This window comes from Cupriavidus agavae, from assembly GCF_004217045.1.
GTDB lineage: Bacteria > Pseudomonadota > Gammaproteobacteria > Burkholderiales > Burkholderiaceae > Cupriavidus > Cupriavidus agavae.
Window position 1 is genome coordinate 1,598,736 of the sequence record NZ_SGXM01000001.1, and the last position, 26,167, is coordinate 1,624,902.

A 26,167-nucleotide genomic window follows, 5' to 3' on the forward strand; every position below is an offset into this window, starting at 1 on the left:
TGCCATCAGTTGAGGGCGGCGGTCACCACCACTTCGATCAGGTAGTCGGGGTTGGCCAGCCTGGCCTCCACCGTGGCGCGCGGCGGCGTGTTGCCCTGCGGCACCCAGGCGTCCCAGACCTCGTTCATCTCGCCGATGCGCGTCACGTCGGTCAGGAAGATCTGGCACATCAGGATGCGGGTCTTGTCGCTGCCGGCCTCGGCCAGCAGGCGGTCGATATGGCCCAGCACCTCGCGGGTCTGGCCGCGCAGGTCGGCCTTGGGATCGACCTCGGGCACCTGGCCGGCCAGGTAGACCACGCCGTTGAAGACCGCGTATTCGGACAGTCGCTGGCCCACGTGGGCGCGCTTCAGGGTGTTGGTGCTCATCGCAATTTCTTTAAATTGATGGAATCAGATTGTTCAGGTGCCCAGGAAGAAACGCCGGGCGATGTCGACCTGGGCGGCATCGACAAAGGTCGGTGCGTGGCCCACATCGGGAATGTCGATGGTCGTGACCTGCTTGCCACGCGCGACCATGTCGGCGGCCGTCTCGCGCAACAGCAGGTCCGACTGCGCGCCGCGCACCACCAGCGTCGGTCCCGGCGCGGCTCCGAACAGGTGCCAGAGCGCGGCCTCGCCAGCCTGGACCACCTCGGGCGTCGTGTTCCGGAACGGCACGGCCAGCGCGGGATCGTAGTGCAGGCCCCACTCCAGGCCCTCGGCGCCCTGCACCGGCTTCAGGATGGCCCCGTTCAGTTCGCGCCATTGTTCCGGCGTGTGCCGGCCGAACGACGCGCTGATGGTCTGCAGGTAGGCCAGCCCTTCCTCGAACGTCTTGAAGCGGACCGGCAGGCCCAGGTAGGCGCCGATGCGCTCGATGGCCTGTGCCGTGATGCGCGGGCCTACGTCGTTGAGCAGCAGCTTGCGCACCGGCGATTTCGGCAGTCCGGCCAGGCTCATGCCGATCAGGCCGCCCATCGACGTGCCGAACCAGTCCACCTGCTCCACATTGAGCCGCGCGATCAGCGTGACCATGTCCGAGACATATTGCGGCAGGATGTACTGCTTCGGATCGGCCAGCCACTCGGAGCGGCCACGCCCCACGACATCGGGGCAGACCACGCGATACTCGTCAGACATCGTACGCGCGAAGACGTCGAAATCGCGGCCGGTCCGCGTCAGGCCGTGCACGCACATCAGCACGCGCGGATTGGCCGGATCGCCCCACTCGTGATAGGCCATGCGGTGCAGCCCCGCGGGACTGATGCATTGAACGAAGCCGAGGCGCGGGCTGGAGGTCATCGGGACTCCTGTGGGAAGGCCGCCGCATCCCCTGCGGCGTGCAGTTTTTCAGGAACAGCTGCGCGCGATCAAATGATGCGCGGACGTGGGCAACCAGGCAAAAGACCAAAGCCGGATTGTACGCCCTGCGGGTACAATGCCGCAGCACATCCTGACACTCCCGACGGAGGCTTCCATGCTCAAAGGCAAGACGGCACTGGTCACGGGCTCGACCAGCGGTATCGGACTCGGCATCGCACAGGCATTGGCTGCGCAAGGCGCCAATATCATCGTCAACGGTTTCGGTGACGCCGACGGCGCAAAGGCGGAGATCGCCAGCGCGGGCGGCGGCATCCAGGTGGGCTACCACGGCGCCGACATGAGCAAGGCGGCCGACATCGAGGACATGATGCGCTACGCCGAGAAGGATTTCGGCGGCGTGGACATCCTCGTCAACAACGCCGGCATCCAGTTCGTGGCGCCGATCGACGAATTCCCGGCCGAGCGCTGGGACGCCATCATCGCCATCAACCTGACCTCGGCCTTCCACACCACGCGGCTGGCGCTGCCGTCGATGAAGGCGAAGAACTGGGGCCGCATCATTAACGTGGCCTCCACCCACGGGCTGGTGGCATCGGCCAACAAGTCGGCCTACGTGGCCGCCAAGCACGGCATCGTCGGCTTCACCAAGGTCACCGCGCTGGAAACCGCGCAGACCGGCATCACGGCCAACGCCATCTGCCCGGGCTGGGTGCTGACCCCGCTGGTACAGAAACAGGTCGAGGCGCGCGCCCAGAAAGAAGGCATTCCCGTGGAACAGGCCAAGCGCGAGCTGGTGCTCGAAAAGCAGCCGTCCGGGCAGTTCGTCACGCCGGAAGAACTGGGCGCGCTGGCCGTCTTCCTGGCCGGCGACGCGGCGCGCCAGGTGCGCGGCGCGATCTGGAACATGGACGGCGGCTGGGTGGCCCAGTAAGGAGTGGCGATGATGAAGACGCGTCGCGATGCATTGCGGACGCTGGGCGCCGGGGCCTTGATGCTGTCACCGCTGCTGGCGGCAGCACAGGCCGCCAGGCCGCTGGCCATCACCGTCTACAAGACGCCGACCTGCGGCTGCTGCGGCGCGTGGGTCCAGCATCTGCAGGACAACGGCTTCACGGTGACCACGCACGATGTGGACGACACCGGCCCGTATCGCCAGAAATATGGCATTCCGGAGCGCTTCGGTTCCTGCCATACCGGCGTGATCGACGGTTACGGCATCGAGGGCCATGTGCCGGCGGCGGATATCCGGAAACTGGTGGCGACCAGGCCGAAGGCGACGGGGCTGGCCGTGCCGGGCATGCCGGTCGGATCGCCGGGCATGGAGGTTGGATCGCGCAAGGATCCGTTCGACGTGCTGCTGGTGAAGGCCGATGGGGCGGCTTCGGTGTTTGCGAGCTACAACAGGAAGGGGTAGGACTTGTTGCTTCCCTCTCGCGCCATGCGGGAGAGGGAAGCAAACCCAGACTTAAACCAGCTCCGCGCCGGTCTTGGCCTGGACTTCCTCACGGGTGACGCCGGGCGCCGTTTCGACGAGCTTCAGCCCTTGCGGCGTCACGTCGATCACGGCCAGGTCGGTGATGATGCGATTCACCACGCCCACACCGGTCAGCGGCAGGTTGCAATCCTTGAGGATCTTGAGGTCCTCGGTGCCATCCTTTTTCTTGGCGGTGTGCTCCATCAGCACGACCACGCGGCCCACGCCGGCCACCAGGTCCATCGCGCCGCCCATGCCCTTGACCATCTTGCCCGGGATCATCCAGTTGGCCAGGTCGCCGCGCTGGCTGACCTGCATCGCGCCGAGGATGGCCAGGTTGATCTTGCCGCCGCGGATCATTGCGAACGAATCGGCCGACGAGAAGATCGAGGAGCCGCGCAGCGTCGTCACGGTCTGCTTGCCGGCGTTGATCATGTCGGCGTCCACCTCGTCCTCGGTCGGGAACGGGCCGATGCCGAGCAGGCCGTTTTCGGACTGCAGCCACACCTCCATGCCCTGCGGCACGTGGTTGGCAACCAGCGTCGGCAGGCCGATGCCGAGATTCACATAGAAGCCGTCCTGCAGCTCGGCGGCCGCGCGCGCGGCCATTTCATCACGTGTCCATGCCATGATCTGTCTCCTTACTTGGCACGCACGGTGCGCTGTTCGATGCGTTTCTCGGGATTCGTGTTCAGCACGATGCGGTGCACGAAGATGCCCGGCAGGTGGACGTCGTCCGGATCGATCTCGCCGGTCTCGACGATTTCCTCGACCTCGGCCACGGTGATCTTGCCCGACATCGCACAGACCGGGTTGAAGTTGCGCGCGGTGCGGCGGAACACGAGGTTGCCGGCCTTGTCAGCCTTCTGGGCCTTGACCAGTGCCACGTCAGACACCAGCGATTGCTCCATCACGTACTGTTCGCCGTTGAACTCGCGCACTTCCTTGCCCTCGGCCACGATCGTGCCCACGCCGGTCTTGGTGAAGAAGGCCGGGATGCCCGAGCCGCCGGCGCGCAGCTTCTCGGCCAGCGTGCCCTGCGGGGTGAATTCGAGTTCGAGTTCGCCGGCCAGGTACTGGCGCTCGAACTCCTTGTTCTCGCCCACGTACGACGAGATCATCTTGCTGATCTGGCGCGTGGCCAGCAGCAGGCCCAGGCCGAAGCCGTCGACGCCTGCGTTGTTCGAGATGCAGGTGAGCTGCTTCGCGCCACTGTCGCGCAGCGCGGCGATCAGTGCCTCGGGGATGCCGCACAGGCCGAAGCCGCCCACGGCGATCGTCTGGCCGTCGCGCACGACGCCCGCGAGCGCCTCGGCGGCACTGGCGTAGACCTTGTTCATGTTTGCTCCTTCCTCGGTAGTCCCGCTGCGCGGCCGGGCGGCCCCGCGCGGAAATTGTAACGGTACAATCGGCGGTCAGGCGCCGCCGTTGACGACCCAAAGCATACGTCAACGCATGGCGAAAACGCCATTACGTAAAAGTACATAAGGGATAATGCCCGCCATCGATTACCAGACCGCTTTCCAGCTGGCCCCGGTCGGCCTGGTGCTTTCGCGCGCCCGCGTGATCGAGGATTGCAACGACGAGGTGTGCCGGATCTTCGGCACCACGCGCCAAGCGCTGATGGGCCAGTCGTTCCAGGTGCTCTACCCCACCGCCGACGAGTTCGAGCGCACCGGCGCGCGGATCGTTCCCGTGATGAACACGAAGGGGCTGTATTCGGACGAGCGGATCATGAAGCGCGCCGGCGGCGAGCTGTTCTGGTGCCACGTGACGGGCCGCGCGCTGGACCGCAAGGACCCGCTCGGCGCGGGCATCTGGACGTTCGAGGACCTGTCCCAGAAGCGCCCGGTCACGGCCGAACTGACCGCGCGGGAGCGGGACATTGCCGCCCAGCTCGTGGAGGGCCGGACCAGCAAGCAGATTGGCAAGCTGCTGGCGATCAGCCCGCGCACCGTGGATATCTACCGGGCGCGGCTGATGAAGAAGTACGGGGCCCACACGGCGGTGGACCTCGTGCAACGGCTGGTGAACCACTGAGGCCACCGGCCGCCCGCTGGCTTCAGCGCTTGGCGATCGACGCTTCGGCCTTGCCGACCAGATCGGCGCCGATCTGCTTCTTCCACTTGTCGTAGACCTTGGCCGTGGCCTTCTTGAACGCGTCGTGCTCGGCCGGGGTCAGCTGCGTCACTTTCACGCCGTGCTGCTCCATGTCCTTCCAGGCCGGGGCGCCGGCCTCGACCAGCCCCTTGCGGGCCAGCGCGATTTCCTGCTTGCCGGCGTCGATGGCGGCCTGCTTCACGATCTCTCGGTCAGCCGGGGTCCAGCTTTCCCAGATCTGCTTGTTGACCACGAAGATCAGCGGATCGGCCACGTAGCCCCAGGTCGTCACGTACTTCTGGCCCACCGTGTACAGCTTGGCGGCGGCGAACACGCTTTGCGGGTTCTCCTGGCCGTCCACGGCGCCAGACGCCATGGCGGGCTGGGCGTCGGCCCAGCTCATCTGCGTCGGGTTGGCGCCGAGCGCGTTGAACGTCTCGATGTAAAGTGGCGAACCCACCACACGCAGCTTCAGGCCCTTGAGGTCTTCGGGCTTGCGGATCTCATGCTTGGAGTTCGACACCTCGCGGAAGCCGTTCTCGCCCCAGGCCAGCGGCACCACGCCCGCCTTCTCCAGCGTGGTGAACAGTTGCTTGCCCACCTCGCCCTGCGTCAGGGAGTCCAGGGCCTTGTAGTCGGGCATCAGGAACGGTAGCGAGAACAGGTTCAGTTCCTTGACCTGCGGCGACCAGTTGATGGTCGAACCCACGGCCATGTCGATCACGCCCTGGCGGATGGCCGAGAACTCGCGCGTCTGGTCGCCGGCCACCAGCGAGGTGCCGGGGTAGAGCTTGATGTTGATCCGGCCATTGGTCCGCTGGCGCACCAGGTCGGCCCAGATCTCGCCGCCCTTGCCCCACGGGAAGGCGGGGCCGAGCACCAGCGACATCTTGTATTCGGACTTGTAGGTCTGGGCCGAGGCGGCCGCCGGCAGCAGCGCGGCGGCGGCGATCGAGGCGGCAACGGACAGCATCAGGGCACGGCGTTTCATGCGGGAATCTCCTTGAGTCGGTTTTCTTGTCACTGTTGTTGAATCAGTAGCCCAGATAGTCGGGCAGCCACGTTGCCAGCGGCGGGTAGGCCAGCACCATCAGCATGGCGATGAACATGGCCAGCAGCATCCAGATCACCCACGGCACGGTTTCCTCCATGCGTACCCTGGCGATGCGGCACGACACCATCAGGTTCACGGCCAGCGGCGGCGTGAACTGGCCGAGCGCCACCTTGAGGGTCAGGACCACGCCAAACCATACCGGATTCCACTGGAAGGCGTTGGCAATCGGCAGCAGCAGCGGCACGAAGATCAGGAAGATCGAGATCCCGTCCAGGAACATGCCCACTGTCATCAGCAGCAGCACGATCAGCGCCAGCACGCCGTACTCGCCCAGCCCGGAGTTGGCGATGGCATGGGCCAGCGGGTCGATCACGCCGAGCGTGGACAGCGCGTAGGCGAAGATGCCGGCCAGCGCCACCACGAGCAGGATCACCGCCGAGGTCTCGGCCGCCTCCTGGAAGATCGTGAACAGGTCGCGCATGCCGATGCTGCGGTAGATCACCATGCCCACGAACAGCCCGTAGACCACGGCCACCACGGCGGCCTCGGTGGGCGTGAACCAGCCCGCGCGCATGCCGCCGAGGATCAGGAACGGCGCCACCAGGCCCCAGGCGGCCTCGCGCAGGCTCTTCCAGAACGGCGGACGCGGCAGCGCGGCTTCCACCGCGCCCATGTTGTGCTTGCGCGCCAGCCACACGGCCGGCACGATCAGCGCCACGCCGGCCAGGATGCCGGGGATCAGGCCCGCGGCGAACAGCGCCGGCACCGAGGCGCCCGGCACCAGCACGCTGTAGATGATGAATGCCACCGAGGGCGGGATCAGGATGTCGGTGGCCGCAGCCGCGCCCACCACCGCCGCGCTGTACGAGCCCGGATAGCCGGCCCGCGACATCGCCGCGATCATCACGCCGCCCACGGCCGCCGCGTTGGCCGGGCCCGAGCCCGAGATGCCGCCCAGGAACATCGCCACCAGGATGGCCACCAGCGGCAGCATGCCCGGCCCGCGCCCCACCACGGCGATGGCGAACGTGACCAGCCGCGCCGCCACGCCCGAGCGGTCGAAGATCGACCCCACGAGCACGAACATCGGAATGGCCAGCAGCGGGTACTTGGCCAGCCCCGCGTAGAAGTTCTGCGGCACGGCCAGCAGGCCGAACATCTGGGTGTCGAGGTTGGACAGGCCGATGGCCACCAGCCCGCCCAGGCCCAGCGAGACGCCGATCGGCACGCCCAGCAGCATCAGGCCGATGAAGATGACGAAGAGAATGATGGCGACCAGGGTCATGGCGCGCCCTCCCCGCCTTGCCGGCGCAGCGCCTTCAGCGCGCGGAGGTTGCGTCCGGCCAGCGCCAGCGCCCGCAGCGCGATGGCTACCGACAGCACCGGCAGCCAGACCGAATACCACCAGCTCGGCACCCCGATGCCCGGCGAAGTCTCGCCGAACGTGTATTCATCCCATGTGATCCGTACGCCCAGTACGGCCAGCGCCAGGAACATGGCGGCCACGGCCAGCGCCGAGAGCACCGCCAGCCGCTTCTGCCGGGTGGCGCTGCCGCGCTCGAAGAAGTACTCGATGCGGATGTTGCGGTCGCGCGCCACGGCGGCGCTGCCAGCCACCAGCGCCAGCACGATCATCAGGAAGACCGAGAATTCCTCGGTCCAGGCGAACGATTCATCGGTGAAGTAGCGCACGACCACATTGGCGAACGTGATGCCGACCAGCAGCACCATGACGATCACGCCGATCCAGTCCTCGATACGTGGGGAAATGCGGAATTCGCTGTCGCGCGCCTCGTCGGCCGCTTCGGGGATGACCGCCGAATCGACGAGATGCTGCGGCCCGGCGTCGCGCCGTGCCTGTTTGTCTTGATCCATTTTTGCTACCCGGCCTCCGGTTCCGGGCCGCCCGGGGGCCTTGCCGGCCGCCGGGGCGTCTCATTCTTATGTTTCTTCGCGGCCTGTCTCCTCCCGGGGGCGGAGTTCAGACCATGCCATCGTCGGCGGTGACCACCGCGCCGTTGATGAAGCGCGATGCATCGGACGCCAGCAGCAGCAAGAGGCCATCGAGGTCTTCGGGTTGGCCCAGGCGCTTGCGCGGCAGCATCTGGATCAGCTTCTGCCCCGCGTCGGTATCCCAGTGGTGGTGGTTGATGTCGGTATCGATGTAGCCCGGGCAGATCGCGTTCACGTTGATACCGTGGCGCGCCCACTCGAGGGCCATGGCCTTGGTCATGTGAACCACGGCGGCCTTGCTCATGCAATAGACACCAATCTGCGACAGTACCTTGAGACCGGCCACCGACGCAATATTGATGATGCGTGCCTGGGGCAATGGATTGCCCTGTTTTTCGGCGCCCTTGGCCCGCGCGATCATGCGCTTGGACACTTCCTGGGCCACGAAGAACGCGCCCCGGGTGTTGGTATCGAACACGAAATCGAAGTCGTCCGGGGTCACGTCGGTGAGCTTCTGCGTGGTGGACACGCCCGAATTGTTGACCAGGATATCGATGGAGCCAGCCTCGGTCTCGGCATGCGCCACGGCGGCGCGGATGCTGTCGGGGTCGGTCACGTCGAGCCGCACCACGTGGGCGCTGCCGCCATCGGCCTCGATCGCCGCGCGCAGCTCCTTGAGCAGTTCCACCCGGCGCGAAGCCAGTATCACCTTGGCGCCGGCGGCCGCCAGCACATGGGCGAACCGCGTGCCCAGCCCGCTCGAGGCCCCGGTCACCAGCGCGACCTTGCCTTCCAGATTGATCGACAAACCCATAGTTACCTCGGTATTGGTGCCCTCCGGGCAGGGCCGGACGGCGCGTTCGTGTTCCGCTCCGCGGGCGCCGGGCACGCGCTCCGGCGACCCTTCGAAAAAAAAGAACGGTCGTTCCAAAAAATTGCTTGCCTGAGGGTGTCGAGTCCCGGACAATGCCGAAGATTCTAAGAACTTGGTCCCCAAAGGGAAAGAGGAAAAACGCCTAGTTCAGGCCCGGTGATCCGCCGGCAGCCCTGTTCGCAGCGCCTTGTCCGCGTGCGCAAGCACCCACCGGCGCACAAGGACGCGCCCGCCGCCCGCCTCGCTCCCCGCCCGTTCCCGGTTCCGCAGAGCACGCTCACCGCATCCCACAAACCGCAGTTCCGCGTCACGCGCTGCAAGTTACGCGCTGCAACCATGCGGCAGTATTGCCGCCCAGAAGAAACAGAGGGTTAGAGACAATGGATCAGCAACAGCTCGTCGAGCAGTTCGGACCGCGCGAAGCCATGGAGTACGACGTCGTCATCGTTGGCGGCGGCCCCGGCGGCCTGGCCACGGCCATCCGCCTGAAGCAGCTGGCGGCGGAAAAAGGCAGCGACGTCAATGTCTGCGTGCTCGAAAAGGGCTCCGAGCCCGGCGCGCACATCCTGTCGGGCGCCATCATGGACCCGATCGCGCTCAACGAACTGATCCCGAACTGGAAGGAACTCGGCGCGCCGCTGAACCAGCCCGTCACCGAAGACAAGTTCCTGTTCCTGGACGCCAACGGCTCCAAGGGCGCCCCGCTGCTGCCCGAGTGCTTCCACAACGAAGGCAACTACATCGTCAGCCTGTCGAACTTCGTGCGCTGGCTGGGCCAGCAGGCCGAGGCGCTGGGCGTGGAAATCTTCCCGGGCTTCCCGGCCGCCGAAGTGCTCTACAACGAGGACGGCTCGGTCAAGGGCGTGGCCACCGGCAACCTCGGCATCAACAAGGAAGGCGAGCCCACCGAGAACTTCCAGCTCGGCATGGAGCTGCACGCCAAGTACACGATCTTTGCCGAAGGCGCCCGTGGCCACCTGGGCAAGCAACTGATCGCCAGGTACAAGCTCGATGCCGGAAAGGACCCCCAGAGCTACGGCATCGGCCTCAAGGAACTGTGGGAAATCGATCCGGCCATGCACCAGCCGGGCCTGGTCGTCCACACGGCCGGCTGGCCGCTGGACCCTGCCACCTACGGCGGCTCGTTCCTCTATCACATGGAGGACAACAAGGTGGCCGTGGGCTTCGTGGTGGGTCTCGACTACACCAACCCGTGGCTGTCGCCGTTCGAGGAATTCCAGCGTTTCAAGACCCATCCGGAAATCCGCCAGTATTTCGAGGGCGGCAAGCGCATTGGCTACGGCGCCCGCGCCATCACGGCCGGCGGCCTGCTTTCGCTGCCGAAGACGGTGTTCCCGGGCGGTGCGCTGGTGGGCTGCGATGCCGGCTACCTGAACGCCTCGCGCATCAAGGGCAGCCACGCCGCGATCAAGACCGGCATGCTGGCCGCCGAGGCCGCGTACGACGCGCTGCAGGCCGGCCGCCAGCACGACGAACTGGGCGCCTACCCGGCCGCCTTCGAGCAAAGCTGGCTGCACAAGGAACTGCTGCAGGCCAAGAACTTCAAGCAGTGGTTCAAGAAGGGCCGCACCACGGCCACGCTGATGACCGGTATCGAGCAGTGGCTGCTGCCGAAGCTCGGCATCCGCAACCCGCCGTGGACGATCCACCGCGAGAAGCCGGACCACGTCTACCTGAAGCCGGCCGCCGAGTGCCAGAAGATCGAGTATCCGAAGCCGGACGGCAAGCTGACCTTCGACCGCCTGTCCTCGGTATTCATCAGCAACACGAACCACGAGGAAAACCAGCCGGCGCACCTGACGCTCAAGGACGCCAGCGTGCCCGTGAACATCAACTGGGAAAAGTACGCCGGCCCCGAGGCCCGCTACTGCCCGGCTGGCGTGTACGAGTTCGTGCAGAACGACGAGGGCAAGGAGCGCCTGCAGATCAACGCGCAGAACTGCGTGCACTGCAAGACCTGCGACATCAAGGACCCGACCCAGAACATCGTCTGGGTCACGCCGGAAGGCGGCGGCGGCCCGAACTACGTGGGCATGTAAGCCCTCGATGTCGACACGACGCCGGCCCCGCGCCGGCGTTTTTTCATGGTTCAGGCGCTGCTGCCGGGCGGGGGCCGGAAGACCTGCACATCGGGCGGCGTTCCGTGGAATTTCTCCGCCTGGGCCATTGCCGTATGGCCACAGTTGCCATTGGCCAGCTTCGAGGTGGCAATGTTCGACGTGAGGTTGTTCACGTCGCCGTACCGGCACAGCGTGCCGGGCTTGCCGGGTTCGACCGGATCGTACCAGCCCCCTTCCGAGACCCGGATGGCGCCGCGCCGGATCTGGTCGGTCAGCCGCACCCCCACCAGCATCTGCCCGCGATCGTTGAACACGCGGATCACGTCGCCGTCGACAATGCCGCGCGCCCGGGCGTCCTCGGGATGCATCAGGCACGGCTCGCGCCCGTGGATCGCGTAGGTTTCGCGCAGCACCGTGCCGCATAGTTGCGAATGCAGCCGCCCCGCCGGGTGGCTGGACACGACGTGGAGCGGGTACTTGGTGCCCGTGCCGCCCAGCCGTTCGAGCGGCTCCATCCAGGTGGGATGCGGCGGGCAGTCGTCGTACTTCATGTGCGCGATGTTCGAGGAATAGATCTCGATGCGCCCCGACGCCGTGCCCAGCGCGTTGAGCAGCGGATCGTCGCGGAACTCCTTGTGACGGATATACCCCTTGGCTTCCTCGCTGATCGGGAACGCCAGTGGCTTGTTGCTGTTCCAGAACACGTCGAAGACCGGCATCTCCATGCGCTTGCCGCGTGCCTGGATGCGCGCGGCCTCGTAGAAGACCCGGATCCAGCCCATCTCGTCGCGCTCCTCGGTAAAGGCCGAGCGGGTGCCCATGCGCTCGCAGATCGCCGTGAAGATGTCGTAGTCGTTGCGCGCCTCGAATAGCGGATCGACGACCTTGCGCATCGGCAGGATATGGCTCATCGCATAATCGCCAATTCCCTCGATATCGTTGCGCTCGTACGAGGTGGTACACGGCAGCACGATATCGGCATGGCGCGCCGTGGCGGTCCACTGGTAGTCATGCACGATGAAGGTGTCCAGCTTCTGCCAGGCCTTGATCATCCGGTTGCGGTCCTGGTGGTGCATGAACGGGTTGCCGCCCACCCAGTACGCCAGGCGGATGTCGGGATAGGTCTCGCGCTTGCCGTTGTGGTCGTAGGCGCCGCCGGGGTTCTCCAGCATCTCGACGATGCGCGAGACGGGAATCGTCTCGGTGCCGCCCGCTTCGAGCCACTCCGAGCCCGGCGGCGGCTTGGCGCCGGCCGAAATGCCGGGCAGCACCGGGCCGGTGGCCGTGGGACTGCCACCATTGGCATAGTGGTACGTGAACCCGTAGCCCCCGCCGGGCAGGCCGATCTGGCCCAGCATGGCCGCCAGCGTCACCAGCATCCAGTGGGCCTGCTCGCCGTGGTGCTGGCGCTGGATCGACCAGCCAGCCGCCAGCATGGTGCGCTTCGACGCAAAGCGCCGTGCCAGCGCCCGGATCGTGTCGGCGGGAATCTCGCAGATATCCGATGCCCACTGGGCGTCCTTGGGCTTGCCATCGGACTTGCCGGTCAGGTACGGCACGAACTGATCGAAGCCGGTGGTGTAGCGTTCCAGGAACTTGGCGTCGTGCAGGTTCTCGGTGTAGAGCGTGTGGGCGATGCCGAGCATCATCGCCACGTCGGTCTGCGGGCGCGGGGCCAGCCATTCGGCGCCGAAGAAGCGGCACGTCTCGGTTTTCTGCGGATCGATGCAGATCACCTGGACGCCCCTGCGCCTGAGTGCCTCCATGCCGGGATAGGCACCGTGGTCCGGCACCTGCCAGCCGATCTGGTTCGTGACCATCGGGTTGGCGGCCCAGAACACCATCAGCTCGGTATGCTCGGCCAGCACCGGCCAGACCGTGGGCTGCTCGTAGACATCGATCGATCCCACCACGTAAGGCAGGATCACCTGCGCCGCGCCGGTCGAATAGTCGCCGCTGCGGCTCACAAAGCCGCCATTGACCGTCAGCGCGCGGGCCAGCAGCGTCTGGCAGTTGTGCAGCTTGCCCGGGCTCTTCCAGCCATACGAACCACCGAAGATCGAGGTGGGCCCGTAGTGCTTGCGTACCCGCGTCAGTTCGTTGGCCACCAGGTCGAGCGCCTTGTCCCAATCCACCCGCACGAAGTCGCCCTTGCCCCGCCCTGCCTTGTCGCTGCCCGGTCCGTGTTCGAGCCAGGCGCGCCGCACCATCGGATAGCGGATGCGGGTGGGCGAATAGATCGAATCGCGCACGCCCGGCAGTTGTGGCGAAGGGTGCGGATCGCCTTCCCACGGCCGGATGCCCGTCACATGACCGCGCTCGGTGCGCATGTAGAACGCGCCCCAGTGCGAGCCGGTCAGGACTTCGGCCGGCCCCGGCGGCGCCGCCCGGGCGCCCGGCACCAGCAAGCCGGGGCGTACGGCGCCGAGCGCCCCCATCGCCAGCCCGGCCTGGATCAGGCGGCGGCGCGTCAGCTTCGCGCCATGGTCGCCATGGTCGTCATGGTCGTTGGAATCATTCGGCATCGTGGCTCCCTTGTCGTTGTGGGGCCGGGGCTCCCATCCCCAGCAGGCTTTCGAGACATTGCGCAAGTCCGCCGTAGAAGCCGCCGGCATCGTGCCGGCGGCAACCGGCGACAAACGCCGGCATCCAGCCCGCCAGCCGCGTGCGCAGCAGCGCCACGCCTTCGGCATCGCCATCGCGCAGCAACGCCGCGTAGAAGGCCAGTTCGATGGCCGCGTGGTCCGGCGGCTCGCGGCTGTCACCCACGGACAGGTCGTAGCGGCCTAGCAGATCGGCCATTTCGTGGGCGGCCGGGCCGAACAGCTGCGGCGTGGGCTGGCCCGTGGCAGCCGGGCCCGTGGCATGGAAACTCTCGTAGAGCGATACGGCCGGCGGCCCCGCCACGCCTTCGAACAGCCGGGTGTAGGCCACGGAAACATCGAGCGCCACGGTCTCGACGGATCGCTCCGTCCCCCCGTCCAGCCCCCGCCACAGTTCGCGCATGGCGTCGTGGCAGCCCAGTTCGTCGGCCATCGCCTCGCAGACCCGGCGCCCTTCTGGCGTGCGCAGCATCGCCACCTCGGTCACCCCGGGCGGGGCCGCCAGCAGGCCCGCCATCCATTCGAGCATCGAGGCCTGCAGGCTGGCGGCGTCGGCGTCGGCGGTCATCATGGCTTCGCTCCCCGGGCGGCGGCGCCCACGTCCTTGGCGTGGTACTGCAGCCACGACAGCAGGAGCCGGTACTCGGCATCGTCGAGCGACGTGTAGCGCTTCATCGCCCCGAGCGTGCCGATCCACTGGTTGGCGAGGAAATCCTCGGGATGCGGCAGCGCGTGGCAGGTGGCGCAGGTAGCGCGGAAGGTCTCGTCGCTGTGGCGCCACAACTGGGCCAGATCGGCGGAAAGACCCTTCTGGGCGATCCATACCGTCAGCCGCACCTCATGCCACGACTGGTCCGCGTGTTCGGGCTTGACGGTACGCAAGCGCTGGACCGAGGCAATCGCCTCGGCGGACAGCACCGCCTGGAGGATGCGCTGCCCCGGCAGCGCGTAGATCACGCTGTCCGAGCCCTCCACCTGCCAGCCATCGACCCGCACCTGCAACCAGCCCTCCTGCCGCGACAGCACCGTTACCCTGGTGGCGCCAAGCAGCTTGCCGTCCTCGCCCGTGTGCTGCGGGGCCTGGGCGAGCACGAATGGCGTGGGCGAAATGACATAGAGCGCCTGCGCCCTGGCCTGCTGGTCGGGCGACGCCGCGAGCGCGTCGAGCCGCGACGGCCCGGCGGCCGCGTGTGCCGCTGGCAGCATCACGATCTCGTCGGTCCGGTTCGGCTTCGGCTGGCCGGCGTTGGGCGCGTCCACCGGCGGCAGCGATTTCAGGTACTCGGCCATGGCGAGCCGGTCGTCGGCATGCAGCCGCGAGGTGTTGGCGATCACCTCCTTCATGTCGCCGCCCGCCTTCATGGCGATCGGGGTCACGCCTTCGGCCAGATAGCGCGCGATGTCGTGCACCGACCAATACCCAATGCCGGTCTCGTCGGGCGTGATGTTGGGGATGTAGCCGGTGCCTTCCACATTGGGCCCGCCCGAGAAGCGCCGTCCCAGCGGCACGGCACCCATGGCGTTGCGCGGCGAGTGGCACTCCACACAGTGTCCGGGGCCCTCCACCAGCGCGCGGCCCCGGTGCCACGCGGCGCTCTTGTCCGGCACGGATGCGTCGAGCGGCTTGCCATCGAGGAACATCAGCCGCCACAGGCCCACGCCGCGCCGCATCGAGTACGGGAAGTGCAGGTCGTGGTCGGGCGCCGCGCCGACCTCCGGCGGCAGCGTCTGCAAGTATCCGAACAGATCGCGCAGGTCGTTGGCGGACATGCGCTGGTACGAGGTGTACGGGAACGCCGGGTACGCGTGCCCCTTGTCGGGCAATACCCCTTCGCGCATCGCCGTCACGAACTGTTCGAGCGTCCAGCGGCCAATGCCATCGCCGGGGTCGGGCGAGATATTGGGCATATGGAAGGTGCCGAACGGCGTCTCCAGCGCCCGGCCGCCGCCGAGCAGCGTTTCCTCGTTCTTGCCCGGCGACGCGTGGCACGTGGCGCAGTCGCCGGCCAGGAACATCGTGCGGCCGTTGGCAAGATCGGGCGGGGCGGCGTCGGGCAGGTCGCGCGAGGCGTGCAGCAGCCGCCAGGTCGACGGTGCCGTCAGCGCGAAGAACGCGCCGATGGCGATCAGCACGATCACCAGAAGAACGATGCGTGGGGACGCTCTCTTTTTCATGGCACCACCTCCCTGGTTGCTGGAGCCCGCTGCCCTCCGGGCATGCCGTAGTGTTCCCGACAATGCGTCACACAGGGGGAGAGTGTGAAAACGTGAAAAACGACGCCGCAGACTCGGTCCGCGCGCAAAAAAACGCCGGTCACTGACCGGCGTCTCTCATTGGCAATTCCTGACTTTTCAGCGCTTCAGCCGCCTGCCCCGCGCGGGGCCTTGAACACCTCCACGGGCGGCGGCGTGCCCTTGAACTTCTCCACGTCGGCCATCGCCGTGTGCCCGCAATTGGCCTGGGCGAGCTTCGACGTGCCGATGCCGGTAGTCAGGTTGTTCACGTCGCCATACCGGCACAGCGTGCCCGGCTTGCCACCCTCTGCCGGGTCATACCACGCGCCCTCGCAAACGCGGATCGCGCCGGGCCGGATATCGTCGGTCAGCCTGACCCCGGCCAGCATCTGCCCCCGGTCGTTGAACACACGCACGAGGTCGCCATCGGCGATGCCCCGCCTGCGCGCATCCTCCGGGTTCATCAGGCACGGCTCGCGGCCCTGGATGGCGTAGCTTTCGCGCAGCACCGTGCCGCAGAGCTGCGAATGCAGCCGGCTCTTGGGATGGCTCGACACGATGTGCAGCGGGTATTTCGTGGTCGGCCCGCCCAGGCGCTCGATGGGCTCCATCCAGGTGGGGTGCGGCGGGCAGTCGTCGTACTTCATCCGCGCGATGTTGGACGAGTAGATCTCGATACGCCCGGAGGCCGTACCCAGCGCATTGAGCAGCGGATCGTCGCGGAACGACTTGTGCCGGATATAGCCCTTCGCTTCCTCGCTGATCGGGAAGGCCAGCGGCTTGTTGCTGTTCCAGAACACGTCGAACACCGGCATTTCCATGCGCTTGCCGCGCGCCTGGACCCGTGCCGCTTCGTAGAACGAGCGAATCCAGCCCATTTCGTCGCGGCCTTCGGTGAAGGCCTTGCCGGTGCCGAGGCGCTCGCAGATCGACGCGAAGATGTCGTAGTCGTTGCGCGACTCGTAGACCGGATCGATGACCTTGCGCATCGCCAGGATGTGGCTCATCGCATAATCGCCAATTCCCTCGATATCGTTGCGCTCGTACGAGGTGGTACACGGCAGCACGATATCGGCATGGCGCGCCGTGGCGGTCCACTGGAAGTCGTGCACGATGAAGGTGTCGAGCTTCTGCCACGCCTTCAGCATCCGGTTGCGGTCCTGATGGTGCATGAACGGGTTGCCGCCCACCCAGTACGCCAGCCGCACGTCCGGGTAGTTCGCCCGCCGGCCGTTGTGGTCGTAGGGCTTGCCCGGGTTCTCCAGCATTTCGACCACGCGCGCCACCGGAATCGTCTCGGTGCCGCCCGCTTCGAGCCACTCCGAGCCCGGCGGCGGCTTGGCGCCGCCGACGATGCCCGGCAGCACCGGACCCGTGGCCGTGGGGCTGCCGCCATTGGCGTAGTGGTATGTGAAACCATAGCCCCCGCCGGGCAGCCCGATCTGGCCCAGCATGGCCGCCAGCGTCACCATCATCCAGTGCGCCTGCTCGCCGTGGTGCTGGCGCTGGATCGACCAGCCACCGGCCAGCATGGTCCGCTTTGACGCAAAGCGCCGTGCCAGGTCACGAATCGTATCGGCAGGAATCTCGCAGATTTCCGATGCCCACTTGGCGTCCTTGGGCACGCCGTCCGACTTGCCGGTCAGGTACGGCACGAAGCGGTCGAAACCGGTGGTATAGCGCGCCAGGAACTTGGCGTCGTGCAGGTTCTCGGTGTAGAGCGTGTGGGCAATGCCGAGCATCAGCGCCACGTCGGTCTGCGGGCGCGGGGCCAGCCACTCGGCGCCGAAGAACCGGCAGGTATCGTTGCGCACCGGGTCGATGCAGAGCACCTTGATGCCCTTCTGCTTGACGGCATCCATGGCCGGAAAGGCGCCATGGTCCGGCACCTGCCAGCCGATCTGGTTCGTGACCACCGGGTCCGCGCCCCAGAACACCAGCAGCTCGGTGTGCTCCACCACCACCGGCCAGACCGTGGGCTGCTCGTAGACATCGATCGAGCCAACCACGTACGGCAGGATCACCTGCGCTGCCCCAGTCGAATAGTCGCCGCTGCGGCTTACGAAGCCGCCGTTCACGGTCAGCGCCCGCGACAGCAGCGTCTGGCAGTTGTGCAGCTTGCCCGGGCTCTTCCAGCCGTACGAACCGGCGAAGATCGACGTCGGCCCGTGCTTGCGGCGCACGCGGTCAAGTTCCTTCGCCACCAGGTCGAGCGCCTTCTCCCAGCTCACGCGCACGAAATCGCCCTTGCCCCGCCCTGCCGTGTCGGCTCCCGGGCCGTGTTCGAGCCAGGCACGCCGCACCATCGGATAGCGGATACGGGTGGGGGAATAGATCGAATCCAGCACCCCCGGCAGCATGTGCGACGGGCGCGGATCCTTCTCCCATGGCCGCAGGCCCGTCACGCGGCCACCTTCCACCTTGGCGTAGAACGCGCCCCAGTGCGAGCCGGTCAGTATCTCGGCATTGCCGCCCGCGCCCTGCGCGCGGGCGCCGGCAGCCAGCAATGCGGGGCTGGCGGCGCCGAGTGCGCCGGTAGCCAGGGCGCCCTGGATGAAACGACGGCGCGAGACGCCCGATGCGCCCGTGTCACGGTAGTTATTCTCATTCGGCATGGTGACTCCATTCTTGTGATTCGAGGCCCGGTGCGTGCTGCAGCAGCACGCCGAGCAGACTGGCGACGGCGCCATGAAACCCGCCGGGGTCGTTCAGGCGGCACAGTTCGATCAGCGCGGGCACCCAGCGCGACAGCCGCTCGCGCATCAGCGCGATGCCATCCGCGTCGTGGCGCCGCAGCAGCACCGCGTACAGCGCAAGCTCCACCGACACGTGATCGGCGGGTTCGCGCTGCGATGCCAGCGAGACGTCGAAGCGCACCAGCAGTTCGTTCATCTCGTCGACTGCGCAGCCGAACAGCCGCGCGGCCGGCCTGGCCGGGTCGTCCGCGTAGGCGCTTTCATAGAGCGGCACGGTCGGCGCGCCCATGACACCCTCGAACAGGCGGGTCCAGTCCACCGCGATGTCGAGCGCCAGCGTCGACGCCGGCCCGGCCGCCAGCGCCGCACGCAACTGGGCGATGGCCGCCCTGGCGTCGAATTCCTGCGCGATGGCGTCAAGCAGCACCTGTCCCTCCGGCGACTGCAACTGCGCGATGGTCGGCTCGCTCGGCGGCTCGTCGAGCCAGGCGGCGATCCGTTCGAGCATCGCCGCGCAGATCTCGCGTGGCGCCCAGTCCGATTTGTCCGGTTTGTCCGGTTTGCCGTGCCCGATCATTGCGCCCTGCCGTGCGGTGTCTCGTCGTGCGCTCCGCCCACGTCCTTCGAGTGGTTCTGCAGCCAGGCCAGCATCAGCCGGTACTCGGCATCGTCAAGCGACGTATAGCGCTTCATCGCCCCGAGCGTGCCGATCCACTGATTTGCCAGATACTCGTTCGAATGCGGCAGCGCGTGGCACGAGGCGCACGACTGGCGATAGGTCTCGTCGGCATGCTTCCAGAGTTGGGCCAGGTCGGCCGACAACCCGGCGGGCTGGATCCACACCGTCAGGCTCGTCTCGTGCCAGTCCTGTCCGGTTTCGGCGTCGCGCACGGTCTGCTTGCGCTCGGCCCTGGCAATGGCTTCGGGCGACAGCACCGCCTGCATGATCCGCTGGCCCCTGAGCGCGTACAGCGCACTCTCCGATCCGTCCTGCTGCCAGCCATCGACGCGCACCTGCATGCGGCCGCCGTCGCGGGCCAGCACGGCCACGCGCGTGGCGCCGAGCAGCTTGCCGTCCTCGCCCGTGCCGCCGGCCTCGATCGTGAACGGCGTGGGCGCCACCACGAACAGCGCGTCGTGCCGGGCCAGTTCGGCGGGCGGCGCCGCCAGCGACGCCAGCCGGGACGGCCCCGCGTGGCTGCGGTCTTCCGGCAGCAGTACCACCTCCCCCGTCCGGTTCGGTTGCGGCGCGCCTGCATTGGGCGCATCCACGCCGGGCAGCGACTTCAGGTAGACCGCCATCGCCAGCCGGTCACCCTCGGACAGCCGCGACGTGTTCATCACCACTTCCTTCATGTCCCCGCCGGCCTTGATGCCGATTGGATTGACGCCTTCCTCCAGGTAGCGGGCGATGTCGTTGACCGACCAGTAGCCGATGCCCGTTTCGTCCTGCGTGATATTGGGGATGTAGCCAGTACCCTCGGGGTTCGGGCCGCCCGCGAAGCGTTTGGCGAACGGCACCGCGCCCATCAGGTTGCGCGGGGAGTGGCACTCCACGCAGTGCGCCGAGCTTTCCACCAGGTACCTGCCGCGGTTCCATTGCTCGGTCTGCGTCGGGTCGTCCTCGACGGGCTTGCCGTCAAGGAACGCCAGCCGCCACAGCCCCACGCCGCGCCGGATCGAGAAAGGGAACCTCAGATCGTGGTCAGCCACCTTGCCCGGCACCGCCGGCAGCGACTGCATGTAGGCAAACAGGTCGCGCAGGTCGTTGGCCGACATGCGCTGGTATGACGTGTACGGAAAGGCCGGATAGGCGTTGCCCTTGCCGGGGATCACGCCTTCGCGCATGGCCATGATGAACTGTTCGAGCGTCCATCCGCCGATGCCGTCGCTGGCGTCCGACGAGACGTTGGGCATGTGGAAGGTGCCGAATGCTGTTTCCAGCGAGCGCCCGCCGCCGAGCAGGGTTTCGTCGCCCTTGCCCGGCGAGGCGTGGCACGTGGCGCAGTCGCCGGCGAGAAACTGGATGCGCCCGTTCCTGAGATCGGGCACGGATGCATCCGGGACATCGCGTGCGGCGTGCAGGAGCCGCCAGGTGGATGGTGCCGTGAGCACCAGGAAAGCGGCGATGCCGATGACCGCCACGGCGGCGATCATGATCAGGGACCTTCTTCTCGTTTTCATGCGGTTACCTCGTTGAGCAATCCGTGATTGCCCGTAACCGTATGCCCTGCCGCCAATGTTGTTATTGACCCTCGGCAAGCCTTGCTATGGCCGCGATAGTCTGAGGCAATCTGCCCCCGCGGCCTTGCGCCGCGTCATGGTCACGCCCGCGGCCGGCGTCGCGCGCAGGCGACAGCCGCCGGGGGCCGGCCCCGCTCAGGTGCCCTGCACCGGCATGCAGGTCGAGGCCAGCAGTTGCTCGTAGATGAAGCACTGCAGCAGGGTCAGCTCACGCTCGCCCAGCGCGTCGAATGCCACGCCGAACGCCGGGAACTCGTCATCGTCCTGCGACGGCGCGCTGCGCACCGCGCCGTCGACCGTGATCTCGGTATCGAGCGAGGCCGTGCGCAGCTGGAAGCGCAGCCGCACGCGCTGGCCCACGGCCGGCGCCGGAGAAGACGTCTGCACCAGCGCGCCGCCCGTGCTCAGGTCGGACAGCAGGCCCAGCCGTGCCAGCCCTTCGCTCATGCAGGAGTCGAGGCACGCGGTCGGCGGCAAGGCGGCGGCGTCCGATGCCGCGTCGTCGGCGCCTTCCAGGTTTTCCACTAGATAGGCGGCCAGCCGGGTTGGCACCCGGGCGGCCCGGCGCACCGGCATCTGCTCGGTCTGGGCCGGCGCCGACAGCACCAGGTAGCGGAACGGGCTGCGGCACACCGCCGTCACCGTGGACGTGAAGCTGTGGATGGCGTGGCCCGAGAAGCCGCGCAGCAGCAGGTCTTCGCCGGCGTTGATCGTCAGTTCGCGGCCGCCCAGCGTGGGCCAGGTCACGAACAGGCCGTGCTCGATGAAGCCGATCAGCCGGCTCGCGGCGGCGCGTGCCGTGTCGCCGGGCGTCTTGACGTGCAGCAATGTGCCGACCTGGAGCCCGAGCGGCCCGGCGGTCAGCCGCGACGCGCCACGGGCGTCGGGTTCGTTGCCGGCCTCGGGCATGTCGTCCGGGCGGCAGACCGTGCCGTGCCGGAACATCAGCGCGAGGTCGCGCGCATCGGGGATGATGCTGCCGCTGCCAAGCATCAGGTTGCCCTGGCCGTCGAGCAGCGACCACGGCAACGGCTGCCCGACGGGCAGGTCCTGCGGAGTCAGAGGGATCATGGCGGATGGCTCTCCATGAAGCGCCGCACCGGCGCGGGCAGGCGCCGGTGCGAGGAAATCGATGAGATCGGGCCGGCACATGGGCTTGGCCGTGCACAACCCGGATGTGTCAGCTATCGACAGTTGTCCGTGAACCTTGACCCCCCGATGGGGGCATGATGCGGCGCCCCGCCATCGCCCCCGGGCCTCGCGCAGCGTCGGCGGAAGGCAAACGGGCCTTGACCCAAGCCAGCCTACGTCGCAAAATCGCCAAACGCAAAAAAAGCTGTCAGACAGCCTGACATCCGAACGGACGTTCCATGGACCGACTCACCCGCCCGGCCACGCTGGCCAGCCGCATCGCCCAGACGCTGCGCGACGACATTGCCGCGGGCCACTTCGCCGCGGGCGCACGCCTGCCCGCCGAGGCCACGCTGGCCGAAACATTCGACGTCAGCCGCCCGATCGTGCGCGAGGCCATCGCGCTGCTCAAGGCCGATGGCGTGCTGGTCACGCGCAAGGGCTCCGGCGCCTATGTGTCCGATACGCCCGGCGGACAGGTCTGGCGCCTGGCCAGCGCGCCCGATGGCGGGCCCACGCTGGCGCAGCTGTTCGAGCTGCGCCGGGTCGTGGAAACAGCCTGCGCCGAAATGGCGGCGCTGCGCCGGACCGACGCCGATGTGGCCGCGATGCGCGACGCGCTCGACGCCATGCAGCGCCAGGCCGACGATTTCCCGAGCGCCGCGGCGGCCGATATCGCCTTCCACCACGCCATTGCGCAGGCGGCCCACAACCCGTGTTTCACGGGCCTGACCGATTTCGTGAGCCAGCAGTTGCTGGCCGCCCGACAGCGGGCCTGGGAGAACAGCGCCCGCCTGCGGACCACCGGCGCCGCGCCACGCGCGGCCGATGCCGAGCATGCGGCGCTGGCCGACGCCATTGCGCTGGGCGACCCGGTGGCGGCCCGTGCAGCGGCCACGGCCCACCTCGGGGCAGCGGCGGCACGCATGGGCCTGGCCTGAATCGCCAAATCAAATCGTAAAAACGCCAGAAAAGCAGGAGCAGACAGATGGAACACGTAGATTGCGTCGTGATCGGCGCCGGGGTGGTGGGGCTGGCCGTGGCCCGCGCCATGGCACTGCAGGGCCGCGAGGTCATCATTCTCGAAGCCGAGAATGCGTTCGGCACGATCACGAGCGCGCGCAACAGCGAGGTGATCCACGCCGGCATCTACTATCCGGCCGGTTCGCTGAAGGCCGAACTGTGCGTACGCGGCAAGGCCATGCTCTACGACTACTGCGCGAGCCATCACGTGACCCACCAGCGCTGCGGCAAGCTGATCGTGGCCACCAGCGAGGCACAGGTGGCCACGCTGGCCGGCATTCGCGCCAAGGCCGAGGCCAACGGCGTCCACGACATGCAGTTGCTGACCCGCGACGAGGCCCGCGCGCTGGAACCCCAACTCGAATGCCACGCGGCGCTGCTGTCGCCCTCGACCGGCATCATCGACAGCCACGGGCTGATGACGGCGCTGCTGGGCGACGCCGAGCAGGCCGGCGCGATGCTGGCCGTGCAGTCGCCGGTGCTGTCCGGCGCGGTGACGCCGGACGGCATCCGCCTGGAAGTTGGCGGCGCCGAAGGCAGCACCACGCTGCTGGCGCGCACCGTGATCAATTCGGCTGGCCTGACGGCCCCCGAACTGGCGCGCCGCATCGACGGCATGCCCGCCGGGCACATTCCGCCCCAGTTCTACGCCAAGGGCTGTTATTTCACGCTGGCGGGCCGCGCGCCGTTCTCGCGCCTGATCTACCCGGTGCCCGAAGCGGCGGGGCTGGGCGTGCATCTGACGCTGGACCTGGGCGGCCAGGCGCGCTTCGGCCCCAACGTGCGCTGGATCGACGACATCGAGTACAGCGTGCCGCCGCACGACGCCGACAGCTTCTATGACGAGGTCCGCCGCTACTGGCCGGGGCTGGCCGATGGCGCGCTGCAGCCGGGCTACGCGGGCATCCGCCCGAAGATCAGCGGGCCGGGAGAGACCGCGGCGGATTTCCGCATCGACGGCCCCGCGACGCATGGCGTGCCGGGGCTGGTGAACCTGTTCGGAATCGAATCGCCGGGGCTGACGTCGTCATTGGCGATCGGGGAACGGGTGGCCGCGCTGCTGCAGCGATGAAAGGCCGGGGTCAATCCTGACCCTCGCCCCGGAAACTCATCGCCGCGCAACCTGCCCCCACCAGTGCCGCCGCGGCCGCCAGCCCGAATGTGTGCATCGGCGCCAGCGTCTTCCACGTCCAGCCCATCGCCAGCCCGCCCAGCGTGCCGCCGAGGCCGTACGAGATGCCGGTGTAGAGCGCCTGGCCACGGCCCTGCAGCGGCCCGGCGAACCAGCGCTGCAGGCGCTTGAGGCTGGCGCTGTGGTGCGCGCCGAACGTGGCGGCGTGGAGGATCTGCACCACGGCCATCAACCAGACGAACTGGGTGAAATATCCGGTCAGCCCGAAGCGCAGCGCGGCCAGCACGAACGTGCCGGCCAGGATGGTCCGTAGCGCCAGCGCGCCGAACAGCCGCCCCTGATAGAAGAAGAACACGATTTCCGCCACCACGCCGATGGTCCACATCGCGCCAATGGCCAGCTTGCTGTAGCCCAGTTGCTCCAGGTACAGCGAATAGAACACGTAGAGCGCCGCGTGCGCGAACATCATCAGGAAGGCCGAAGCCAGGAACCAGGCCACGTCAGGGCGCCGCAGCAGCGGCAGCGCGGGCGGTGGCCTGACGCGCGGGCCCTCGTCGGCGGCATCGCGCATGCCGAACACCACCACGGCGAACAGTGCCAGCGTGGCACTGGCCAGCCACGGGAAGGCCGGCATGCCGAAGTGCTCGAACAGCGCACCACCGGTCAGCACGGCCGCGATGAAGCCGACCGAGCCGAACATGCGCACGCGGCCATAGCGATGGTCGAAGGCGCCGTGGCGGCGCAGCGTGGAGATCGTCAGCGCGTCACCGAGCGGTGACATGGCGCTGGTGATCAGGTTGAGCCCGATCATCATCGCCATCATGCCGCCGTAGCTCGTGATGCCCGGCACGGCCAGGAAGGCAAGCAGCGCCGTCACGGCCGCCAGCCGCAGCAGCTTGACCCGCGTGTGCATGACATCGGACAGCCAGCCCCAGAGGTAGGGGCCAACAATGCGGCTCAACTGGAAGCACGCCATCAGCACGCCGATCTGCACCGGCGAGAAGCCGCGATCGGCGAAGAACAGGCTCACATACGGCGAAATGACGCCGACATAGGCGTAGTAGCCGAGGTAGAACAGCCCGAAGCGAAGGTAGGTGGCCCCGTCGATCGATCCCGGCGAGGCCGTGGTCGTGCCCAGGGCGTCTCTCAGGGGGTGTCCTGGACCGGGATATGGGCCGGGATGCGCGGGGTATCGACGTGGACATCGCCGCATTGCGCCCGGTGGCGCAGCGCGTGGTCCATCAGCACCAGTGCCAGCATGGCCTCGGCGATCGGCGTGGCGCGGATGCCCACGCACGGGTCGTGCCGGCCAAATGTCTCGACGCTGGCGCTGTTGCCCCCCTTGTCGATCGATTCCCGCGCGGTGCGGATGCTCGACGTCGGCTTGATGGCCAGCGACACCGTGACGTCCTGCCCGGTCGAGATCCCGCCGAGCACGCCCCCGGCATTGTTGGTGCGGAAGCCGTTTGGCGTCAGTTCGTCGCCATGGACCGTGCCGCGCTGCGCCACGCTGTCGAAGCCGGCGCCGATCTCCACGCCCTTGACCGCATTGATGCCCATCATCGCGTGGGCGATATCGGCGTCCAGCTTGTCGAACAGCGGCTCGCCCAGCCCCACCGGCACGCCGCTGGCCACCACCTCGATCCGGGCACCCACGGAGTCGCCATCCTTGCGCAGCGCATCCATGTAGGTTTCCAGCTCGGGCACGATGTCGGCGTTCGCCGCAAAGAACGGGTTCTCCGGCACATGCTTCCAGTCGGTGAACGGCACTTCCACCTCGCCAAGCTGCGACATGTAGCCGCGAATCTCGGTGCCGTACTGCTCGCGCAGCCATTTCTTCGCAATGGCGGCCGCGGCCACCACGGGCGCGGTCAGGCGGGCCGACGAGCGGCCGCCGCCACGATAGTCGCGGATGCCGTACTTGTGCCAGTAGGTGTAGTCGGCGTGCCCGGGGCGGAAGGTCTCGACGATATTGCCGTAGTCCTTGCTGCGCTGGTCCGTGTTGCGGATCAGCAGGCAGATCGGCGTGCCGGTGGTCTTGCCTTCGAACACGCCCGAGAGGATTTCAACCTGGTCGGCTTCCTGGCGCTGCGTCACGTGGCGCGAGGTGCCGGGCTTGCGGCGGTCCAGGTCGATCTGGATATCGGCCTCGGTCAGCGACAGTCCCGGCGGGCAGCCATCGACGACCGCGCCAATCGCGGGCCCGTGCGATTCGCCGAAGGTGGTGACTGTGAAAAGCAGGCCGAGAGTATTGCCAGACATG

Annotated in this window: 22 protein-coding genes and 1 pseudogene; 6 read left to right on the forward strand and 17 right to left on the reverse strand. The window is 67.6% G+C overall.

Features of this window, described 5'->3' with window-relative positions; all coding sequences use genetic code 11:
* Positions 1-5: 5 nt before the first annotated feature.
* Both EV147_RS07215 and EV147_RS07220 read right to left on the reverse strand, forming a co-directional pair.
* Entirely contained in the window at positions 6-368 is a 363-nt protein-coding gene (locus EV147_RS07215; RefSeq protein WP_130390415.1) for a RidA family protein, read from the reverse strand.
* Between the two features lie 33 nt (positions 369-401).
* Complete coding sequence (locus tag EV147_RS07220; protein ID WP_130390416.1) at positions 402-1,283, reverse strand: alpha/beta fold hydrolase; 882 nt, start codon at positions 1,281-1,283, stop codon at positions 402-404.
* A gap of 175 nt (positions 1,284-1,458) precedes the next feature.
* Here EV147_RS07220 and EV147_RS07225 point away from each other — a divergent pair, with 175 nt between their 5' ends.
* Together EV147_RS07225 and EV147_RS07230 are read left to right on the forward strand one after the other, a co-directional pair.
* Entirely contained in the window at positions 1,459-2,235 is a 777-nt protein-coding gene (locus tag EV147_RS07225; protein WP_130390417.1) for a 3-hydroxybutyrate dehydrogenase, read from the forward strand.
* Positions 2,236-2,247: 12 nt separating this feature from the next.
* The gene (locus EV147_RS07230; RefSeq protein ID WP_130391219.1) at positions 2,248-2,718 is read left to right on the forward strand and encodes a DUF411 domain-containing protein; all 471 of its coding nucleotides are present in this window, start codon (positions 2,248-2,250) and stop codon (positions 2,716-2,718) included.
* A gap of 51 nt (positions 2,719-2,769) precedes the next feature.
* Here the strand turns inward: EV147_RS07230 and EV147_RS07235 are convergent, their stop codons facing one another.
* Together EV147_RS07235 and EV147_RS07240 are read right to left on the reverse strand one after the other, a co-directional pair.
* Entirely contained in the window at positions 2,770-3,408 is a 639-nt protein-coding gene (locus EV147_RS07235) for a CoA transferase subunit B (RefSeq protein ID WP_130390418.1), read from the reverse strand.
* Between the two features lie 11 nt (positions 3,409-3,419).
* Positions 3,420-4,118 (reverse strand): CoA transferase subunit A, encoded by a 699-nt coding sequence (locus tag EV147_RS07240; protein WP_130390419.1) that lies wholly within the window; start codon positions 4,116-4,118, stop codon positions 3,420-3,422.
* Positions 4,119-4,272: 154 nt separating this feature from the next.
* Between EV147_RS07240 and EV147_RS07245 the strand changes: the two genes are divergently transcribed.
* A complete protein-coding gene (locus tag EV147_RS07245; protein ID WP_130390420.1) occupies positions 4,273-4,818 on the forward strand; it encodes a PAS and helix-turn-helix domain-containing protein in 546 nt (181 codons plus the stop codon).
* 22 nt (positions 4,819-4,840) lie between these two features.
* Here the strand turns inward: EV147_RS07245 and EV147_RS07250 are convergent, their stop codons facing one another.
* The 4 genes from EV147_RS07250 to EV147_RS07265 form a co-directional block, all read right to left on the reverse strand.
* Positions 4,841-5,869 carry a DctP family TRAP transporter solute-binding subunit gene (locus EV147_RS07250; RefSeq protein WP_130390421.1) on the reverse strand — a complete coding sequence of 343 codons (1,029 nt, stop codon included), beginning with the start codon at positions 5,867-5,869 and terminating at the stop codon, positions 4,841-4,843.
* A 43-nt stretch (positions 5,870-5,912) separates the two neighbouring features.
* The gene (locus EV147_RS07255) at positions 5,913-7,217 is read right to left on the reverse strand and encodes a TRAP transporter large permease (protein ID WP_198680181.1); all 1,305 of its coding nucleotides are present in this window, start codon (positions 7,215-7,217) and stop codon (positions 5,913-5,915) included.
* Positions 7,214-7,807 carry a TRAP transporter small permease gene (locus EV147_RS07260; RefSeq protein WP_130390422.1) on the reverse strand — a complete coding sequence of 198 codons (594 nt, stop codon included), beginning with the start codon at positions 7,805-7,807 and terminating at the stop codon, positions 7,214-7,216. The genes EV147_RS07255 and EV147_RS07260 overlap by 4 nt, the downstream gene beginning before the upstream one ends.
* 106 nt (positions 7,808-7,913) lie before the next feature.
* Positions 7,914-8,699, reverse strand: a complete 786-nt coding sequence (locus tag EV147_RS07265; RefSeq protein WP_130390423.1) for an SDR family oxidoreductase — start codon at positions 8,697-8,699, stop codon at positions 7,914-7,916.
* A 440-nt stretch (positions 8,700-9,139) separates the two neighbouring features.
* On the opposite strand from EV147_RS07265, the gene EV147_RS07270 reads away from it, so the two are divergent.
* Positions 9,140-10,819, forward strand: a complete 1,680-nt coding sequence (locus EV147_RS07270; protein WP_130390424.1) for an electron transfer flavoprotein-ubiquinone oxidoreductase — start codon at positions 9,140-9,142, stop codon at positions 10,817-10,819.
* Between the two features lie 50 nt (positions 10,820-10,869).
* Here EV147_RS07270 and torA (EV147_RS07275) read toward each other — a convergent pair whose 3' ends face one another.
* The 7 genes from torA (EV147_RS07275) to EV147_RS07305 all read right to left on the reverse strand — a co-directional run bounded on the left by torA (EV147_RS07275) (position 10,870) and on the right by EV147_RS07305 (position 21,689).
* On the reverse strand, positions 10,870-13,365 hold the full coding sequence (torA, locus tag EV147_RS07275) for a trimethylamine-N-oxide reductase TorA (RefSeq protein WP_130390425.1): 2,496 nt from the start codon (positions 13,363-13,365) through the stop codon (positions 10,870-10,872).
* A complete protein-coding gene (locus EV147_RS07280) occupies positions 13,355-14,014 on the reverse strand; it encodes a TorD/DmsD family molecular chaperone (protein WP_130390426.1) in 660 nt (219 codons plus the stop codon). Before EV147_RS07280 ends, torA (EV147_RS07275) begins: the two co-directional genes overlap by 11 nt.
* Entirely contained in the window at positions 14,011-15,618 is a 1,608-nt protein-coding gene (locus tag EV147_RS07285; protein ID WP_130390427.1) for a c-type cytochrome, read from the reverse strand. Before EV147_RS07285 ends, EV147_RS07280 begins: the two co-directional genes overlap by 4 nt.
* Before the next feature lie 185 nt (positions 15,619-15,803).
* Entirely contained in the window at positions 15,804-18,293 is a 2,490-nt protein-coding gene (torA, locus tag EV147_RS07290) for a trimethylamine-N-oxide reductase TorA (protein ID WP_130390428.1), read from the reverse strand.
* Complete coding sequence (locus EV147_RS07295; RefSeq protein WP_130390429.1) at positions 18,283-18,951, reverse strand: TorD/DmsD family molecular chaperone; 669 nt, start codon at positions 18,949-18,951, stop codon at positions 18,283-18,285. Before EV147_RS07295 ends, torA (EV147_RS07290) begins: the two co-directional genes overlap by 11 nt.
* Positions 18,948-20,558 (reverse strand): c-type cytochrome, encoded by a 1,611-nt coding sequence (locus tag EV147_RS07300; RefSeq protein ID WP_130390430.1) that lies wholly within the window; start codon positions 20,556-20,558, stop codon positions 18,948-18,950. Before EV147_RS07300 ends, EV147_RS07295 begins: the two co-directional genes overlap by 4 nt.
* A gap of 195 nt (positions 20,559-20,753) precedes the next feature.
* On the reverse strand, positions 20,754-21,689 hold the full coding sequence (locus tag EV147_RS07305) for a flagellar brake protein (protein ID WP_130390431.1): 936 nt from the start codon (positions 21,687-21,689) through the stop codon (positions 20,754-20,756).
* 299 nt (positions 21,690-21,988) lie between these two features.
* On the opposite strand from EV147_RS07305, the gene EV147_RS07310 reads away from it, so the two are divergent.
* Both EV147_RS07310 and EV147_RS07315 read left to right on the forward strand, forming a co-directional pair.
* Positions 21,989-22,690 (forward strand): FadR/GntR family transcriptional regulator, encoded by a 702-nt coding sequence (locus EV147_RS07310; protein ID WP_130390432.1) that lies wholly within the window; start codon positions 21,989-21,991, stop codon positions 22,688-22,690.
* A gap of 47 nt (positions 22,691-22,737) precedes the next feature.
* Entirely contained in the window at positions 22,738-23,844 is a 1,107-nt protein-coding gene (locus EV147_RS07315) for an NAD(P)/FAD-dependent oxidoreductase (RefSeq protein ID WP_130390433.1), read from the forward strand.
* On the opposite strand, the pseudogene EV147_RS07320 reads toward EV147_RS07315, so the two are convergent.
* Together EV147_RS07320 and aroC are read right to left on the reverse strand one after the other, a co-directional pair.
* A pseudogene (locus EV147_RS07320) lies at positions 23,766-25,117 on the reverse strand (MFS transporter); the annotation flags it as partial. The gene EV147_RS07315 and the pseudogene EV147_RS07320 overlap by 79 nt on opposite strands.
* Positions 25,051-26,166 (reverse strand): chorismate synthase, encoded by a 1,116-nt coding sequence (gene aroC / locus EV147_RS07325; RefSeq protein ID WP_130390434.1) that lies wholly within the window; start codon positions 26,164-26,166, stop codon positions 25,051-25,053. The pseudogene EV147_RS07320 and the gene aroC, both read right to left, overlap by 67 nt.
* Between the last annotated feature and the right edge of the window lies 1 nt (position 26,167).